The sequence below is a fragment of the Roseinatronobacter sp. S2 genome (assembly GCF_029581395.1).
Lineage (GTDB): Bacteria > Pseudomonadota > Alphaproteobacteria > Rhodobacterales > Rhodobacteraceae > Roseinatronobacter.
Genome location: NZ_CP121113.1, coordinates 746,007 through 762,442 on the forward strand (window position 1 = coordinate 746,007; position 16,436 = coordinate 762,442).

15 protein-coding genes are annotated in these 16,436 nt (G+C 58.4%); 11 read left to right on the forward strand and 4 right to left on the reverse strand.

Annotated features, from left to right (window positions below; translation table 11 throughout):
- Nucleotides 1-7: 7 nt before the first annotated feature.
- The gene (locus P8S53_RS03465; protein ID WP_277805776.1) at nt 8-1,222 is read left to right on the forward strand and encodes a glycosyltransferase; all 1,215 of its coding nucleotides are present in this window, start codon (nt 8-10) and stop codon (nt 1,220-1,222) included.
- 297 nt (nt 1,223-1,519) lie between these two features.
- Here P8S53_RS03465 and hemN read toward each other — a convergent pair whose 3' ends face one another.
- A complete protein-coding gene (gene hemN / locus P8S53_RS03470; RefSeq protein ID WP_277805777.1) occupies nt 1,520-2,875 on the reverse strand; it encodes an oxygen-independent coproporphyrinogen III oxidase in 1,356 nt (451 codons plus the stop codon).
- A gap of 54 nt (nt 2,876-2,929) precedes the next feature.
- On the opposite strand from hemN, the gene fnrL reads away from it, so the two are divergent.
- Together fnrL and P8S53_RS03480 are read left to right on the forward strand one after the other, a co-directional pair.
- Nucleotides 2,930-3,682 carry a transcriptional regulator FnrL gene (gene fnrL / locus P8S53_RS03475; protein WP_277805778.1) on the forward strand — a complete coding sequence of 251 codons (753 nt, stop codon included), beginning with the start codon at nt 2,930-2,932 and terminating at the stop codon, nt 3,680-3,682.
- A gap of 152 nt (nt 3,683-3,834) precedes the next feature.
- Nucleotides 3,835-4,365, forward strand: a complete 531-nt coding sequence (locus tag P8S53_RS03480) for a hypothetical protein (protein ID WP_277805779.1) — start codon at nt 3,835-3,837, stop codon at nt 4,363-4,365.
- Nucleotides 4,366-4,384: 19 nt separating this feature from the next.
- Here the strand turns inward: P8S53_RS03480 and P8S53_RS03485 are convergent, their stop codons facing one another.
- Nucleotides 4,385-5,224: a universal stress protein gene (locus P8S53_RS03485; protein ID WP_277805780.1), complete on the reverse strand. Its 840-nt coding sequence runs from the start codon at nt 5,222-5,224 to the stop codon at nt 4,385-4,387.
- A 308-nt stretch (nt 5,225-5,532) separates the two neighbouring features.
- Here P8S53_RS03485 and ccoN point away from each other — a divergent pair, with 308 nt between their 5' ends.
- The 8 genes from ccoN (at nt 5,533) to ccoS (ending at nt 13,689) form a co-directional block, all read left to right on the forward strand.
- Nucleotides 5,533-7,137, forward strand: coding sequence for a cytochrome-c oxidase, cbb3-type subunit I (gene ccoN / locus P8S53_RS03490; protein WP_306417827.1), 1,605 nt, complete (start codon nt 5,533-5,535; stop codon nt 7,135-7,137).
- A gap of 11 nt (nt 7,138-7,148) precedes the next feature.
- A complete protein-coding gene (gene ccoO / locus P8S53_RS03495) occupies nt 7,149-7,880 on the forward strand; it encodes a cytochrome-c oxidase, cbb3-type subunit II (RefSeq protein ID WP_277805781.1) in 732 nt (243 codons plus the stop codon).
- A 12-nt stretch (nt 7,881-7,892) separates the two neighbouring features.
- A complete protein-coding gene (locus P8S53_RS03500; RefSeq protein WP_277805782.1) occupies nt 7,893-8,111 on the forward strand; it encodes a cbb3-type cytochrome c oxidase subunit 3 in 219 nt (72 codons plus the stop codon).
- Nucleotides 8,111-9,031 (forward strand): cytochrome-c oxidase, cbb3-type subunit III, encoded by a 921-nt coding sequence (ccoP, locus tag P8S53_RS03505; RefSeq protein ID WP_277805783.1) that lies wholly within the window; start codon nt 8,111-8,113, stop codon nt 9,029-9,031. The genes P8S53_RS03500 and ccoP overlap by 1 nt, the downstream gene beginning before the upstream one ends.
- A gap of 372 nt (nt 9,032-9,403) precedes the next feature.
- A complete protein-coding gene (gene ccoG / locus P8S53_RS03510; protein ID WP_277805784.1) occupies nt 9,404-10,834 on the forward strand; it encodes a cytochrome c oxidase accessory protein CcoG in 1,431 nt (476 codons plus the stop codon).
- Nucleotides 10,831-11,301: a FixH family protein gene (locus tag P8S53_RS03515; protein ID WP_277805785.1), complete on the forward strand. Its 471-nt coding sequence runs from the start codon at nt 10,831-10,833 to the stop codon at nt 11,299-11,301. The genes ccoG and P8S53_RS03515 overlap by 4 nt, the downstream gene beginning before the upstream one ends.
- A 9-nt stretch (nt 11,302-11,310) precedes the next feature.
- On the forward strand, nt 11,311-13,494 hold the full coding sequence (locus P8S53_RS03520) for a heavy metal translocating P-type ATPase (RefSeq protein WP_277805786.1): 2,184 nt from the start codon (nt 11,311-11,313) through the stop codon (nt 13,492-13,494).
- 18 nt (nt 13,495-13,512) lie between these two features.
- Nucleotides 13,513-13,689, forward strand: a complete 177-nt coding sequence (gene ccoS, locus P8S53_RS03525) for a cbb3-type cytochrome oxidase assembly protein CcoS (RefSeq protein WP_277805787.1) — start codon at nt 13,513-13,515, stop codon at nt 13,687-13,689.
- Nucleotides 13,690-14,015: 326 nt separating this feature from the next.
- Here the strand turns inward: ccoS and P8S53_RS03530 are convergent, their stop codons facing one another.
- The gene (locus P8S53_RS03530; RefSeq protein ID WP_277805788.1) at nt 14,016-14,924 is read right to left on the reverse strand and encodes a lysophospholipid acyltransferase family protein; all 909 of its coding nucleotides are present in this window, start codon (nt 14,922-14,924) and stop codon (nt 14,016-14,018) included.
- Nucleotides 14,925-15,000: 76 nt separating this feature from the next.
- Nucleotides 15,001-16,371 carry a glutamate--cysteine ligase gene (locus P8S53_RS03535; RefSeq protein WP_277805789.1) on the reverse strand — a complete coding sequence of 457 codons (1,371 nt, stop codon included), beginning with the start codon at nt 16,369-16,371 and terminating at the stop codon, nt 15,001-15,003.
- Nucleotides 16,372-16,436: the final 65 nt, after the last annotated feature.

Below are 16,436 nucleotides of genomic sequence, written 5' to 3' on the forward strand. Positions count from 1 at the left end.
GGGGCTGATGAAAATACTTTTCGTGCATCAGAACTTCCCCGGCCAGTTCAGGCATCTTGCCCCCGCCCTTGCGCAGCGCGGCCATCATGTTCTTGCACTGACCGCGGAACAAAATACGCGGCAAACAGCTTTGCGCACCTATCGCTACCCCATGCCCGACCCTGCGCCCGACCCGCGACAGTCGCGCATGGGCACAACCTATACCGCCATGACGGACCGCGCGCACCGCGCCGCGCGCGCGGCGGTGCAGTTGCGCGACAATATCGGCTTCAGCCCGGATGTTGTGTTCGGGCATTCGGGCTGGGGGGAAACGCTGTTCCTGCGTGAAGTCTGGCCTGATGCCCGCCTGCTGACCTATGCGGAATTCTACTATGCCACCAAAGGGCTTGATGTGGGGTTTGATCCCGAATTCAGCCGCGATGATATTGCGGGGCAATTTTCTGTCGTGGCACGGCAGGCTCATCTGGCGCTGTCCATGGTGCAGGCCGATGCGGCACTGTCGCCCACCGAATGGCAGGCTGACAGTTTTCCGCCTGCGTTTCGCGACAAGATAACCATCAATCATGACGGCATTGATACCGACTATCTGACGCCGGACCCGTTGGCGCGCTATCAGGTGCCCGGCGGGCCGCTGCTGCATTCCGGCGACGAGGTTCTGACCTTCGTTGCCCGCAATCTGGAACCCTATCGCGGGGCGCATATCTTTCTGCGTTGCTTGCCCGATGTGATGGCCGCGCGCCCCGGCGTGCATGTGGTGATTGTCGGGGGCGATGGGGTCAGTTACGGCGCTGCACCCCGCCATGGCAGCTGGAAAGACCAGTTCTTGCGCGAAGTGCAGGGGCGGCTGGATATGTCGCGCGTCCATTTCACGGGGCGCGTGCCTTATGCCGATTTCATGTCGATCATGCGCATCAGCCGCGTGCATGCGTATCTGACGGTGCCTTTTGTGCTTTCATGGTCGCTGCTGGAAGCCATGAGCATGGGCGCCTGCGTCGTGGCATCGCGCACCGGCCCTGTGGAAGAGGTCATCACCGATGGCGAGAATGGCCGGTTGGTGGATTTCTTCGATACAGACCGTTGGTCGGAAATGCTGGTTGACGCGCTGGAAGCGCCCTATCGCTATGACCGGATGCGCGAAAATGCACGCCGCACGATTATCGAGAATTATGACCTGAAGCGGATTTGCCTGCCGCGCCTTGTCCGGTTTGTCGAAGGTGGATGACAATAAAGCCCGGGCAGGGGCTGTTCAGGGTTGAGTGTGGCATGATGCGGACACCCCAAGGTGCGGAATCAAGGGCGCAGCCCGCCGCACCATCGGCGGGCCGTCCCGCGGCCTGCCGATTTGGCCAGCGACACGCCAAGCCTTTGATCTTCGGAGTATGCCGCCTGCATAAAGTGAACTTCACCAATGTCGGATCGGCAGACCCCGGCCCACCGCTGGAGCGGGCTTAGTCCCCGCGCGAATGTCCGCAAAAGGCCAAATTCGGCCAGCCTGGCCGTGCCCCGGACGTAACCCGCGTTAAACTGCCGAACTATGGCCTGTTGTCGCCATAGCGTATTCGTCAAAGAGTGTGGCGATCATCCGCGCCAGCGGGCGCCCCTCGGTCGGGATTTCCAGCCCTTCGGGGGTGCGTTTGACGAATGCGCCATATTTCGTCACGGCCAGATCAAACAGCGCATCAACATCCGACGTGTTGGCACCGAACCCTTGCACCAACTCAGCGCGGTTGATCATGAAATCGCACATCAGGGATTCGATGGCGCGCCCCCGCCAGATGTCGGCAGGTGTGAACACATGCCCGCGCGATGTCGCGAACTGCCCTGCATGAACATATTTCTTCCAATCCGCCGTTGCCGGTGCGTTTTGCGCATAACCTTGCGGGAAGCGCGAAATCGACGACGCGCCCAGACCGATCAGCACGGGCGATGTATCGTCGGTATATCCTTGGAAATTGCGGCGCAATGTTCCTGCCGCCGCCGCCTTGGCCATGCTGTCATGCGGGCGGGCGAAGTGGTCGATGCCGATTTCGTCATACCCGTCCCACATGAACAGCCTGCGCGCGGTGTCGAACAGTTCCAGACGTTCTTCGGGGCGCGGCAGTGTCTCTGACGGGATCATTTGCTGACGCCGCGCCATCCACGGCACATGCGCATACCCGTATAGCGCCACGCGGTCGGGGTTCAGCGACAGCAGCTTTTGCACAGAATCGGAAATTCGCTTCGGGGTCTGATGCGGCAGGCCATACAGAATATCAGCATTCAGGCTGACGATCCCGCGCGCGCGCAGCCCGTCAACGGCCTGTTTTGTAATCTCGAAACTTTGGTCACGGCCGATGATTTTCTGGATTTCGGGATCAAAATCCTGCACCCCGATTGACGCGCGGTTCATCCCGGCATCGGCAAGTGCATCCAGACGTGCATCATCAATTTCATTCGGGTCAATCTCGACCGAGAATTCGCCCCCTTCGGCCATTGGCGCGATGTCAAAGACATGTGCGGCCAGTTCACGCATTTGCGCTGCGGGCATAAGCGTTGGCGTGCCCCCCCCCCAATGCAACCGCGACAGGCGCACACCTTCGGGCAGAATCGCGCGCAGCAGTTCAAGTTCCATGCGCAGCGATTCGATATAGGACAGCACTGGCGCATCGCTGCTGGTGCCTTGGGTGCGGCATGCACAAAACCAGCACAACCTGCGACAGAAGGGCACATGCAGGTAAAGCGATATTTCGCTATCTGGCTGGATTTGCTGAATCCAGTTTGCAATTGTGTCGCCGCGCAGCCGGGATTGGAACTGCGGCGCCGTCGGATAGCTTGTGTAGCGCGGCACGCGCGCGTCAAACAGGCCAAGCTTAGTAAGTTGCGAAATGTAAGACATACCTGTAGGGTATATTTATAATGATCCCAAACTCCTTGATGTAGATCAAACAGCATGAACCGCGTTACACCAAAAATCCAGACGTTCGGGCAGGATTGCGAATCCTGTCCCATTCGACACCGCGCCGTGTGCGCACGGTGCGAAGCTGATGAATTGCAGGTTCTGGAGCAGATAAAATATTACCGCAGTTTTGAAGCTGGCCAGACCGTGGCCTGGGCCGGTGATAACATGGATTTTGTCGCATCGGTGGTGACCGGAATAGCGACGCTTAGCCAGACTATGGAAGACGGGCGCCGCCAGATGGTGGGGCTTTTGCTGCCATCGGATTTTGTTGGTCGGCCCGGGCGCAGCCGGTCCGCCTATGATGTGACTGCCGCCACAAATCTGGTTATGTGTTGTTTTCGCAGAAAACCTTTCGAGGAGTTGATGCTAAGCACCCCGCATATCGGGCAGCGGTTGCTGGAAATGACCCTTGATGAACTGGACGCCGCGCGCGAATGGATGTTGCTGCTGGGGCGCAAGACCGCGCGCGAAAAGATCGCAAGCCTGTTGTGCATTATTGCGCGACGGGATGCGTCGTTGCAGCTTAGCCAGTCCCAGGGAGAGTTGAGTTTTGAACTGCCCCTGACACGCGAGGCAATGTCCGAATATCTGGGTCTGACGCTGGAAACCGTCAGCCGCCAGATGTCCAGCCTGCGCAAGGAAGGGTTGATCCTGACCGAAGGCAAACGCCGCATTACGATTCCGGATTTCGACAAGCTTCTGGAAGAAACCGGCGATGATTCGGACGGTGGGTTTCTGATCTAAACTTATAGATATCTTTAAAAATCATGAATTTGCATCGTATTAATTTCTGACGATGCCCCTGAATCGACACAATTATTGCCCCGAATTGCCATCATGTCCGCATGTAATCCTGAATATACTTTGGGTTGAGTGGCTGAATTTTCGGGGGTCAAATGTTCGATTGGGACACAGATTATGACGAACTGGTCACGCATGGCCAGAAGGATACCGCGACAGTCCCGGATGTCAGGAAACCCTGGTTTGGGGATGGAATTTCTGCGACTGACCGTATCGTCCCAATGCTGTGCATTCTGTGTGTGGCAGTCATTGCGCTGTTTCCAAGCAAGTCTGGCATAGCGTCCGGTTCGGTGGTGGCCTTTGCGGTGACATCGCCCCTGATGTTGGCCGTTGAGCGTGATGATCTGTCCATGCCCGACGGGTTGCGGACCTACACTTATGCAGAGTTCCGCAGCTTCATAAGCAATGTCGCGCAGCTTGGCGATGCTGACCTGACCGCCTATGCCCGCATCACTGCGGATGACATTGCCCATGCGGGTGTCGGATGGGCCTCAGACGCTTTTCATGATGTCATGACCCTGTTGCAACTGGAAAAGGCACGGCGCGGGTTGAACGTGATATTCCCCGCGCCGCCTGTGGAAACTGGTGCCTTTATTCCGGTTCCTGACCTTCAGATTCAGGGCTGATCAGGGCTGCCGCATTCGGCTAATGTGCCATAAAGATCGCGCAGGGCGTGTCTTCCAGCATGTCGCGGGTGGCCCCGCCAAGGATGGCTTCGCGCAACCGCGACCGCCCGTATGCCCCCATGACCAGCAAATCTGCGGCCTGATCGTTCAGATGCCGGCGCAACACATCACTGGTGCGCGGCAGGGTGCGGGCCAGAACCGATACATCCGCATGAATGCCGTGTCGCACCAGCATCTGGGCCAGCAAGCCACCGGGATCGGACCGTTCGGACCCATGCGAGGGCGGGTCGATGATGACCGCATTGACCAGATCTGCCTGTTTCAACAGCGGCAGCGATGCACGCGTCGCGTGCAGGGCTTCGTCGCTTTGGTTCCAGGCCAGCACGACCTTGTTGAATTCCGGCAGGGCGGCACCGGGATGGGGCAGGACAAGCACAGGCGCATCCCCTTCGAATAATGCAGATTCGGTGATCACCTCGTCTTGTGGGCCGCGCCCCGCGCCATATGGCAGCGGCAGCACGACCAGATCAGAGAACCGCGCTTTCAACCCGACATATGATGTGATTCCGCCCAGTGACAGCACGGCGCTGTCGGTGCTCCAGCGGATGTCCGTGCCGCGCAGGTGCTCGCGGGCGGCGTCCTGCAATGCATCGGCGGTGGCTTTCGCCGCATCAAGGGAATCCTGATAGATGATCGCGGGTGCACCTGCATAAAAGCCCATGCTTTGCGTGGTATCCACGCCCATGCAGCACACTTCCAGATGGGCATCAAACCGCCGTGCAAGGGCAATGGCAGATTGTAGCAGGGGTTGCAGGCCCGTTTCTGTAGCAACGAATGTGACCAGGGTCTTGTAGGACATCGCGAACTCCTTTCATTAAACTTGCCGCGAAAAGCGGGCTGATGCCTTTCGCAGTACCACGCGTAGCATCAAAATCCCGGCGCTGCTGCACAACGCCCACTTGCAGCACAACATTTCATACTGTCATGCACGACCCCCCCAACATGCCCCAAGTCGGGGGGGCGCACATTGATCTGACGCAAAATATCGGACGAAGAAATTGACATGAATCAAAGTTCTTGTCCGCGTACCGTGACAAAACGCACCATGCAAAACTGTCCGTGCTATTTGTATTAAGATAGCAGGAAGATAATATAGGGACGCAGATCATGTGGGATTACTTGAAGCTTGCTGTGTTGGGGGTGGTCGTGGTTGTCGCTGCGATCGCTGCCAGCATGGCACGCGATTTGCCTTATTTGGTCCACATGCTGGTGATCATGCTTGCAGCAGCGATCACCTTCGTGTGGCAAATTCGTCGTGCCGGAGAGCCTGCGCCGGTGGCGAATCCAAATGAATATATGGACGGCCCCATTCGTTTTGGCGTGGTTGCCACTGCCTTTTGGGGGGTTGTCGGTTTTCTGGTGGGTGTTGTTATTGCATTCCAGCTGGCATGGCCTGACCTGAATTTTCAATGGGCACAAGGCTATCTGAATTTCGGGCGTCTGCGTCCGTTGCACACCTCGGCGGTGATTTTCGCATTTGGCGGGAATGCCCTGATTGCAACAGCGTTCTACGTCGTGCAGCGCACATCGGCCTCGCGGTTGTGGGGGGGCGGTCTGGCATGGTTCGTGTTCTGGGGCTATCAGATTTTCATCGTCATGGCCGCGACAGGCTATGTGCTGGGGTCGACTCAGGCGCAGGAATATGCCGAACCCGAATGGCTGACCGATCTGTGGTTAACCATTGTCTGGGTTGCGTTCCTTGCGGTCTATATGGGCACGGTCATCAACCGGCGTGAACCGCATATCTATGTGGCAAACTGGTTCTATATCGCGTTTATCGTGACCGTCGCGATGTTGCACCTTGTCAACAACGCCGCGATCCCCGTTTCTGCATTCGGGTCGAAATCGGTTCCCGTCTGGTCTGGTGTGCAATCTGCCATGATCCAGTGGTGGTATGGGCACAACGCGGTTGGCTTCTTCCTGACGGCCGGTTTTCTGGGCATGATGTATTACTTCATCCCCAAACAGGCAGAACGTCCGGTCTACAGCTACAAGCTGTCCATCATGCACTTCTGGGCGCTGATCTTCCTGTATATCTGGGCCGGTCCGCACCACCTGCATTACACCGCACTGCCTGACTGGGCGCAGACGCTGGGCATGACATTCTCGATCATGTTGTGGATGCCGTCATGGGGCGGGATGATCAACGGTCTGATGACGCTTTCGGGAGCATGGGACAAACTGCGCACCGATCCGATCATCCGTATGATGGTGGTTGCCGTGGGCTTTTATGGCATGGCCACGTTTGAAGGGCCGATGATGTCGATCAAGGCCGTCAACAGCCTGTCGCATTACACGGACTGGACCATCGGGCATGTGCATTCCGCCGCACTTGGCTGGAACGGCATGATCACATTCGGCGCGCTATACTATCTGGTGCCAAAACTGTGGCAGCGCGAAGGGCTGTATAGCCTGCGGCTGGTCAGCTGGCATTTCTGGTTGGCCACAATCGGGATCGTGCTTTATGCGGCCTCGATGTGGGTGACCGGCATCATGGAAGGTCTGATGTGGCGCGAAGTCGATGCGCAGGGTTTCCTTGTAAACTCTTTCGCTGACACGGTTTCTGCGAAATTCCCGATGTATGTGGTGCGGGGTCTGGGCGGAACGATGTTCCTGCTGGGGGCGATCATCATGTGCTATAACCTGTGGAAAACTGTGACGAGCACGGCGGAAAAACAACCCGCCCGTGCCGCCGCAGTGCCCGCTGAATAACGGAGGGCATTATGGGACTTCTTGATCACCACAAGAAAATCGAAACGCATGCCACGCTTTTGCTGGTGCTGAGTTTCCTTGTCGTCACCATTGGTGGCATCGTTCAGATCGTGCCTTTGTTTTATCTTGATAACACAATCGAGAAGGTTGAAGGCATGCGCCCCTATGCGCCGCTGGAAATCGCGGGTCGTGAGATTTATCTGCGTGAAGGGTGCTATACCTGCCACAGCCAGATGATCCGCCCCATGCGCGACGAGGTGGAGCGGTATGGCCATTACAGCCTTGCTGCGGAATCGATGTATGATCACCCGTTCCAGTGGGGGTCCAAGCGGACAGGGCCGGATCTGGCCCGTCTGGGCGGGCGCTATTCGGATGACTGGCATGTGCAGCACATGATCAACCCGCGCGATGTTGTGCCGGAATCGATCATGCCGTCCTACGGGTATATGCTGAACCGCACGCTGGACCGGTCAGATGCCGAACATGTGCGCGATGTCATGGCGGTCTATCGCGTGCTGGGACATCCCTACACCGAAGACATGATGGAAAACGCAGTCGGTGACTTCTTCGCGCAAGCCGAAGACTTCGGTGATCCGGGCATCCTGGACCGCTATCCGGGGGCGCAGCAGCGCAACTTCGACGGGCAAGAGCAGGTGACAGAAATGGACGCCATCATTGCCTATATGCAGATGCTGGGAACGTTGGTCGATTTCGACACATTCGTGCCCGTCGCCAATCGCTAGGGGGGAAGGAAAATGGAAACATACACTTTTCTGCGCGCGTTTGCCGATAGCTGGCATCTGCTATTCATGTTCTGCTTCTTCATCGGGGTATTCGTGTTCATCTTGCGCCCCGGCTCAAAGAAGGTTCACGACGAATCTGCGAACATGATTTTCCGTAACGATGACAAGCCTGAGGGTGCCGGTTCCGACAGCCATCAGGGGCGTCACGCTGACCCGAAAGAGGCCCGCTGATGGCTGACAATTCCGAAAACAAGGTTACACCCGCCTCCCGGCAGTATCCTGATCCGGCCAAAAAGCTGAAACATGACGTTGCAACCACAGGCCATAGCTGGGACGGGATTGAAGAATACGACAATCCGATGCCGCGCTGGTGGGTCTGGATATTCATCATCACGATCATCTGGTCGGTGGGGTATTGGATCGCGTATCCGGCATGGCCGGGCATAAAATCCGCGACGTCAGGTTTGCTGGGCTATTCGTCGCGTGCCAATGTCGCCCAAGAAATCAACGCATTCGAGGCCCGCAACGAACAGTTTTTCGTCCAGCTGGTCGATACTGATCTGGAAGCGATTCATGACAATGATGAATTGCACCGGTTCGCAGTCAATGCCGGGGCGTCGGTGTTTCGCGCGCAATGCTCGCAATGTCACGGCAGCGGTGGTGCAGGCGTTCAGGCAGCGGGCTACCCGAACCTGCTGGATGATGACTGGCTGTGGGGTGGCACGATGGACGACATTCTGACGACTGTGACCTGGGGTATCCGCAACGAGGATTTCGCAGATGCACGCTGGTCGGAAATGCCGGCTTTCGGCCGTGATGGTTTGCTGGAAGATGCCGAGATTGATCAGGTTGTGCACCATGTCCTGTCGCTTTCGGGGTCGGACCATGATGCGCAACTGGCCGCTGGCGGGGCAGAACTGTTCGAGATCAACTGTGCATCCTGCCATGGTGACGGCGGCGAAGGGGATTATTTCCTTGGGGCACCCGCATTGAACAACCAGGTCTGGCTGTATGGCGGGTCATTCGATGCCATTCGCGAAACGATTTACTATTCGCGTTTTGGCGTGATGCCCGGCTTTGAGAACCGCTTGCGCGAAGCGGAAATCCGTGCGGTTGCAGCCTATGTTCACCAATTGGGTGGCGGTCAGTAACACACGCCCGGCCCGGCGTTTTTTCAGGCCCCTGCGCAAGCCGGGGCCTGTTTCATTTCAGTGCGCAGATGTGGCCTTGCGACATCCTGTCGCCTGTTGTTCGATGCGCAGAAGTATTTGATCTGTATCAATGTTACAGTCAGCTTTCAGGGGCAAAGGTCGGGCACGCCCTGGCATACAGGGCCGCGTCGGCCTTCATTCCTGTTCGCGCGTGTTATTGAAGGTCGGCGCTACACCCTTTCCCGCGAAAACGATGTGGTGCTTTGGCAATTGGTTAAAAGATGCATTGCCGAAGCGCTTTTTGATTCAAGTCAAGGTTTGTTCTGGTGAACCATGTGATTACCGGACCAGCCCAATAGCCGGAGCATCGGAATGAGTTCCCCTGACGAGATCCCCCCGCCACTCTATGCCAAGCGCGAACCGATTTTTCCGCGCCGCGTCAGCGGTAATTTCCGCACGATGAAATGGTGGCTTCTGGCTGTCATGTTGGGAATTTATTATCTGGTCCCGTGGATTCGGTGGGACCGTGGCGCGGAAATGCCCAATCAGGCGGTGTTGCTGGACCTTGGTAACAGGCGGTTTTTCTTCTTCATGATCGAAATATGGCCCCATGAATTCTATTTCGTGGCGGGCCTTCTTATCATGGCGGGGATCGGGTTGTTCCTGTTCACGTCTGCATTGGGGCGGGTCTGGTGCGGGTATGCGTGCCCGCAAACTGTATGGACGGACCTGTTCATTCTGGTGGAACGCTGGGTCGAAGGGGACCGCAACGCGCGCCTGCGGCTGCATCGCAAAGGGTGGGATTTTGAAAAGGTCCGCAAATACGGGCTGAAATGGACATCGTGGTTCGTAATCGGCATGGCGACTGGCGGGGCGTGGGTGTTCTATTTTGCGGATGCGCCCACATTGTTTGTCGATCTGTTCACCGGTCAGGCCAGTTCAATCGCCTATCTGACAGTGCTGGTCCTGACGATGACCACGTTCCTGTTCGGCGGGTTCTTCCGCGAACAGATTTGTATCTATGCCTGCCCATGGCCGCGCATTCAGGCGGCCATGATGGACGAAGATACAATCACCATCGGGTATCGTGACTGGCGTGGCGAACCGCGCGGCAAACTGAAGAAGGGCGAGTTGGACCCAAATCAGGGTGACTGCATCGACTGCATGGCCTGCGTCAATGTGTGCCCGATGGGGATTGATATTCGCGACGGCCAGCAGATGGAATGCATCACCTGCGGCTTGTGCATCGATGCCTGTGATGAAGTCATGGACCGGATCGGCAAGCCGCGCGGACTGGTGGCCTATATGGCCCTGTCCGACGAGATTGCCGAGCGAGAGGGCAAAGACGCCAAGTCTGTCTGGAAGCATGTGTTCCGCCCCCGCACGGTTCTTTACACTGCTATCTGGGCTGTGATTGGCATCGGGCTGGTCATCGCGTTGTTCATTCGCGCCGATCTGGACATGAGCGTGTCGCCCATTCGCAACCCCACTCATATCGTGTTGTCTGATGGAACGGTGCGCAATGTTTATGACATCCGGTTGCGCAACATGTATCATGAACCACGGGAATTTGTGCTGTCGGTCACGGAAAACCCTGATCTGGAACTGTCAATTCAGGGTGAAGACGGCACTGCGGTTACTGTAGCACCAGATGAAATGGCCTTGCTTCGCGTCTACCTGACTGCTGCGCCCGAGACAGACTCGGCCATGGCAGAGCGCCGGCCAGCGCGGATATGGGCAACATTGTCGGGGACATCTGAACGCGTCTATTCCGACACGACATTCAACGGGAGAAACCAATGACAGACACAGCACGCAAAGGGTTCCGGATGACGGGAACAAAGGTGTTGATTATTGCCGTGTCGGCATTCGGGGTTATTCTTGCCGCCAATCTGACACTGGCCTTCAATGCCGTCAGCACCTTTCCGGGGCTGGAGGTCGACAATTCCTATGTTGCCAGCCAGAATTTCAACGAAGAACTGGCGGCTCAGCTTTCGCTGGGTTGGGACGTCAAGGCAAGTGTGGAAGACGGGAACCTGAAACTGGCCATCACCGATGCGCAGGGCGCACCGGTGCAGGTGGCCCATCTGGATGCCGTGGTGGGCGCTGCAACCCATGTGCGCGCAGACAAAACGCCTGATTTCCGCTTTTTTGACGGGGCGTATCGCGCGCCCGTCGATATCGGGCCGGGCAACTGGAATATCCGGATGCATGCGGTGGCCGCAGACGGGACCGAATTTCGCCAGCGTGTGGTTCTGCACGTCCGCTAAGGTGTCTTGATGAGCACTGTAACCTATCGCCCCTCTGCCTGCCCTGCCTGCGATGCCGCCCCCGCTGCCGAAGCGCTGGCCGGACGCGCGGCCTTGCCCAATGCGCGATTGTTGCTGTCCGTGCCCGAAGTGCACTGCGCGGGCTGCATCGCCACGATCGAACGTGACCTGTCGCGCATGGAAGGGGTGAATTCTGCCCGCCTGAACCTGACGCTGAAGCGGCTTAGCGTGGACGCCGCCGCCGCAGTGGGGGTGCAGGATGTGATCGCGCGCCTAGACCGGCTGGGCTATGACGCGCATGAGTTGGACGCAGGCACGCTGTCGATGACCGAAACCGACAAGCAGGGGCGCGAATTGCTGATGCGCCTTGGCGTGGCCGGTTTTGCCATGATGAACATCATGCTTTTGTCGGTCGCCGTGTGGTCAGGCGCCGAGGGGCCGACCCGCGATATGTTCCACCTGATTTCGGCGCTGATCGCGATTCCCACAGTGGCGTTTTCGGGCCAGCCCTTTTTCCGTGCGGCCATGAAGGGGCTGCGCGCGGGGCGTATGGATATGGATGCGCCGATTTCCTTTGCCATTATCCTGACGCTGATCATTTCCATCTATGAAACGCTGCAATCAGGCGAGCATGCCTATTTTGAAGCGGTGGTCATGCTGATCTTCTTCCTTCTGGCGGGGCGGTATCTTGATTTTCGCGCGCGTGCTGTCGCGCGGTCTGCCGCGCAGGAACTGGCCGCGCTGGAAGTGCCGCGCGCCATCCGGTTGGCGGATGGTGTCGAAAGCACCGTGTCGGTGGCAGAACTGGCGGTTGGCGATCTGGTGCTGGTGCGTCCCGGCGGGCGCGTGCCGGTGGACGGGGTTGTCACTGCGGGCAAGTCCGAAATTGACCGTTCCCTTCTGACGGGCGAAACCCTGCCTGTGTACACCGCCGAAGGCAGCGCCCTTAGCGCGGGGGAAGTCAACCTGACAGGCCCCCTGACCGTGCGTGTCACTGCCGCTGGCAAGGACAGTTCCTTGCACCGCATGGCCGATCTGGTGGCGAATGCGGAATCGGCGCGCACCAGATATACCACATTGGCCGAACGCGCGGCGCGCGCCTATGCGCCGACAATTCCATTGCTGTCCATCGGGGCATTCATTGTCTGGATGTATATTTCAGGCGGCGATCTGCGGCTGGCGGTGAATATTGCGGCGGCGACATTGATCATCACCTGCCCCTGTGCGCTGGGTCTGGCCGTGCCCGCTGTTGTGACCGCTGCAAGCGGGAAACTGTTTCGCAAGGGATTGCTGATCAAGGATGGATCAGCGCTGGAACGGCTGGCCGAGGTGGACACGGTGGTTTTTGACAAAACCGGCACATTGACGATGGGCACGCCTGTGCCCACCAATCTGGACGATCATACTGAAACGCATATGCGCGTGGCGCTTGCACTGGCCGCTGCATCAAGCCACCCGCTGGCGCAGGCATTGGCGCAGGCGTTGCATGATCGCGGCGTCAGCCCCGTGCCGCTTGACGCGGTGCAAGAAGTGCCCGGCTACGGCATCGAAGGGGACTGGCAGGGCGCGCGCGTGCGACTGGGTCGTGCGGCATGGGTTGGCGCGACCCCGCGCGAAATGACAGCGGCCTATCTGGGCATCGGCACGGTTTGTGATGCCTTCACCTTTACGGATGCGTTGCGCCCCGGCGCGGAAGATGTGGTCAAAGGGTTGCAGGCGCAGGGCAAGGCCGTTTTGCTGATATCCGGCGACGTTCCGGGCGCTGTGCGCGATCTGGCGCAGCGGTTGGGCATTGCAGACTGGCACGCAGAGGCCCTGCCGCAAGACAAGGCCGACAGGGTCGCGGCCTTGCAGGATGCGGGCCACAAGGTGCTTATGGTGGGCGACGGGCTGAATGATACAGTGGCGCTAAGTGCCGCGCATGTGTCCATCTCGCCCGCGTCTGCGCTGGATGCGGCGCGCGCGGCGTCAGATATGGTGCTTCTGGGGCGTGATATTGCACCGATTGCCGATGCGATACGGATTGCGGGTCAGTCCACCCGCCGCATACGCGAGAATTTCGTGCAATCCGGCCTGTATAATATTATATTCGTTCCCATAGCTCTGCTGGGTTTTGCAACGCCCCTTTGGGCGGCGGCTGTGATGTCAATCTCGTCCATTACTGTGACGTTGAACGCATTGCGGCTGAAATGACAAAAGGACGATGCCACGATGGAAGTGCTGACAATCCTGATACCCGTTTCCCTGTTTCTGGGGTTTGTGGGGTTGGCTGCGTTTCTGTGGACATTGCGCAAGGGTATGTATGATGACCCCGATGGCGACAGCCAGCGCATCCTGAACGCGCAATATGACGACGCCCCCAAACCCGTGAAGCGCGGGGACAGTTAGCGGCGGGGACTGTGCCAGAGTCTGGTTGCATCAGGCGCAAACTGCATCTTTGGTTGTGGATTTCGGCCTGAAGGGGAGTCCCAAGGCGCGGAATCAAGGGCGCAGCCCGCCGCGCCATCGGTGGGCCGTCCCGCGGCCTGCCGATAACCTGATGGCAGTCCAAGCCATTGAAGTAAGGAATATGCAGCCTGCATAAACTGCATTCAAATAATGTCGGATCGGCAGACCCCGGCCCACCGCTGGCGCGGGCTTTATCCAAGCGCGTATGACCCCTTCAGGCCAATACCAGCCTGCGCGTGCGTTATGGTGTGATAGGACAATCAGGGTCAGGTGTTTTTCCAGCGCCTGTGTGACCACATCCATTGATCCATATGGGTTTTGACCAGCGCTTCAAGCGACTGGTTCAGGCTCGCGGTCATGGTGCGCGGATCTGAATGCGGTATCGGATCTTCAATACGCACCCGGAATGTAATGCCATCAGCGTTGCGAATGCCATAGACCGGCACCAGAAGCGCGTTGTATTTCAGCGCGAGCTCTGCGGCTGACAGGGCCGTGCGCGCGGGCTTGCCGATGAAATCGACGATTTCGCCATGCGCCATATAATGGTCGACAACCATGCCTACCATACCGCCACGGCGCAGGAAGCGCAGCATATGGGCCAGACCTTCGCGCCCGCGGGCAAAAACCGGCGTGCCAATACGCGATATGGCCGCAACATAGCGGGTATTGAAGGCAGGGTTGGTCATGGGCATATAAAACCCCGCGACATTGAACCCCTGTGCCAGCAAAAAGCCGCGGGCCGCATCATAATTTCCCAGATGCGCAGTGACCAACAGGACGGGGCGTCCTTGCGCGTGCGCTTCTTGCAAGGCCATCAGGCCGGTGCCCTCAACGCTGCTGGTGCGCGCGCGTTCAAGGAATTCATCGCCGGTGAATATCTCGGCGATGGTGCGGGCCATGTTGTCGGGCACCTTGCGGCACAGGCGCGCCACCTCTGACGGGGGCAGGTCCGGCATCACATGTGTCAGATTGGCGCGAATCCGTTCACGCATTCCCGCCAACGGGCCAATTATGGTTCCGCCCAGCCAGCCAATGGCAGGTATGCGCCAGCGATAGGGCAGCGGGCGCAGCATTGACAGCAGGACCGCAGCAACGCGGTCCTGCGTCCAGTGTCGCCAACTGGGTCGCTTTGACTTGGCCTTGTCAGTGGCTGAAATGTCCGACTGTTCCACCATATGCGCTGATTGCACCCGACTGGTTGCCAAAGTCAAGAATCCACGGCTGCAAAATCCTGCGCCATGTGCAGGAATGTCAGTAGCTGTATGCCCCGTAGATCTGTGTCAGATCACCCTGCCAGTCGCTGTGATAGCGGTGCAGCAATTCATCCGCAGGGGTCTGGCCCGTCTCGACACTCTCTTTTAATGCGTTCAGGAAATGGCTTTCATCCGGCAACATGCCACCAGCCCCGGGCTGCGCGCGCGCTTTCAGCCCTGCTTCTGCGATGTCGACAACTTCGCGGGCCAGATCATGCAGCTTCAGGCCCTGTGCACTCCCGGCCAGCCCGTCGACAGATGCCGCTATGCGCAATTCCTCGCGCAGGTCCGGTGTCCAGCCCTTGGCAATATCCCATGCCGCATCCAGCGCGCCCTGATCATAGGTCAGCCCGACCCAGAATGCGGGCAGCGCGCAAAGCCTGCGCCATGGCCCCCCGTCTGCGCCGCGCATTTCGATGAACTTCTTGATGCGCGCTTCAGGAAAGATTGTTGTCAGGTGGTCGGCCCAATCCGACAGGGTGGGTATTTCGCCGGGCAGGGCGGGCAGTTGCCCTTTCATGAAGTCGCGAAACGACTGGCCCAGTGCGTTGATGTATTTGCCGTCGCGATAGACGAAATACATGGGCACATCCAAGGCGTAATCCACCCATGCTTCAAACCCGAAGCCGTCATCAAACACAAAGGGCAACATGCCGGTGCGTGCAGGGTCGAGATCGCGCCAGACGCGCGCGCGCCAGCTTTTATGCCCGTTCGGCTTGCCATCAAAGAACGGCGAGTTTGCAAACAGCGCGGTTGCCACAGGTTGCAGTGCCAGCGCCACGCGCAGTTTTTGCACCATGTCCTGTTCGGACCCGAAATCAAGGTTCACCTGCACCGTGCAGGTGCGATACATCATCGACTTGCCCATGGTGCCGACGCGGTCCATGTAATCGGTCATCAGGGCATAGCGGCCCTTGGGCATGACCGGCATTTGCGCGTGGCTCCAGATCGGGGCCGCACCAAGCCCGATAAAACCCACGCCAATTTCATCGGCGACACTGCGCACTTCGCGCAGATGCTGGTTCACTTCATCACAGGTCTGGTGGATGGTTTCCAGTGGTGCGCCGGACAGTTCCAACTGCCCGCCCGGTTCCAGCGACACATTGGCGCCATCCTTTTCCAGCCCGATAATCTTGCCCGCCTCCAGCACAGGCGACCAGCCGAAACGGTCGCGCAGCCCTTCCAGCACAGCACGGATGGACCTTGGCCCGTCATAGGGCAGGGGGTTCAACGTGTCGTGGCAATAGCCGAATTTTTCATGCTCGGTTCCAATGCGCCAGTCTTCCTTGGGCTTGCAGCCGGAAGCCAGATATTCGGCAAGTTGCGCCTTGTTCTCGATCGGCCCGCCGCCGGTTTGGGGAATGGACATATGCGCTCCGATCCTGTGTGTGCCGTGTCATTGTGGTTTGGTGCTATGGACTTGGCGTCTGTGCC

Excerpts from the sequence above, each read along its gene's own strand:
- P8S53_RS03465 (WP_277805776.1), top strand. The coding sequence starts at position 8 with ATGAAAATACTTTTCGTGCATCAGAACTTCCCCGGCCAGTTCAGGCAT.
- hemN (WP_277805777.1), bottom strand. The coding sequence starts at position 2,875 with ATGTCTTACATTTCGCAACTTACTAAGCTTGGCCTGTTTGACGCGCGC.
- fnrL (WP_277805778.1), top strand. The coding sequence starts at position 2,930 with ATGAACCGCGTTACACCAAAAATCCAGACGTTCGGGCAGGATTGCGAA.
- P8S53_RS03480 (WP_277805779.1), top strand. The coding sequence starts at position 3,835 with ATGTTCGATTGGGACACAGATTATGACGAACTGGTCACGCATGGCCAG.
- P8S53_RS03485 (WP_277805780.1), bottom strand. The coding sequence starts at position 5,224 with ATGTCCTACAAGACCCTGGTCACATTCGTTGCTACAGAAACGGGCCTG.
- ccoN (WP_306417827.1), top strand. The coding sequence starts at position 5,533 with ATGTGGGATTACTTGAAGCTTGCTGTGTTGGGGGTGGTCGTGGTTGTC.
- ccoO (WP_277805781.1), top strand. The coding sequence starts at position 7,149 with ATGGGACTTCTTGATCACCACAAGAAAATCGAAACGCATGCCACGCTT.
- P8S53_RS03500 (WP_277805782.1), top strand. The coding sequence starts at position 7,893 with ATGGAAACATACACTTTTCTGCGCGCGTTTGCCGATAGCTGGCATCTG.
- ccoP (WP_277805783.1), top strand. The coding sequence starts at position 8,111 with ATGGCTGACAATTCCGAAAACAAGGTTACACCCGCCTCCCGGCAGTAT.
- ccoG (WP_277805784.1), top strand. The coding sequence starts at position 9,404 with ATGAGTTCCCCTGACGAGATCCCCCCGCCACTCTATGCCAAGCGCGAA.
- P8S53_RS03515 (WP_277805785.1), top strand. The coding sequence starts at position 10,831 with ATGACAGACACAGCACGCAAAGGGTTCCGGATGACGGGAACAAAGGTG.
- P8S53_RS03520 (WP_277805786.1), top strand. The coding sequence starts at position 11,311 with ATGAGCACTGTAACCTATCGCCCCTCTGCCTGCCCTGCCTGCGATGCC.
- ccoS (WP_277805787.1), top strand. The coding sequence starts at position 13,513 with ATGGAAGTGCTGACAATCCTGATACCCGTTTCCCTGTTTCTGGGGTTT.
- P8S53_RS03530 (WP_277805788.1), bottom strand. The coding sequence starts at position 14,924 with ATGGTGGAACAGTCGGACATTTCAGCCACTGACAAGGCCAAGTCAAAG.
- P8S53_RS03535 (WP_277805789.1), bottom strand. The coding sequence starts at position 16,371 with ATGTCCATTCCCCAAACCGGCGGCGGGCCGATCGAGAACAAGGCGCAA.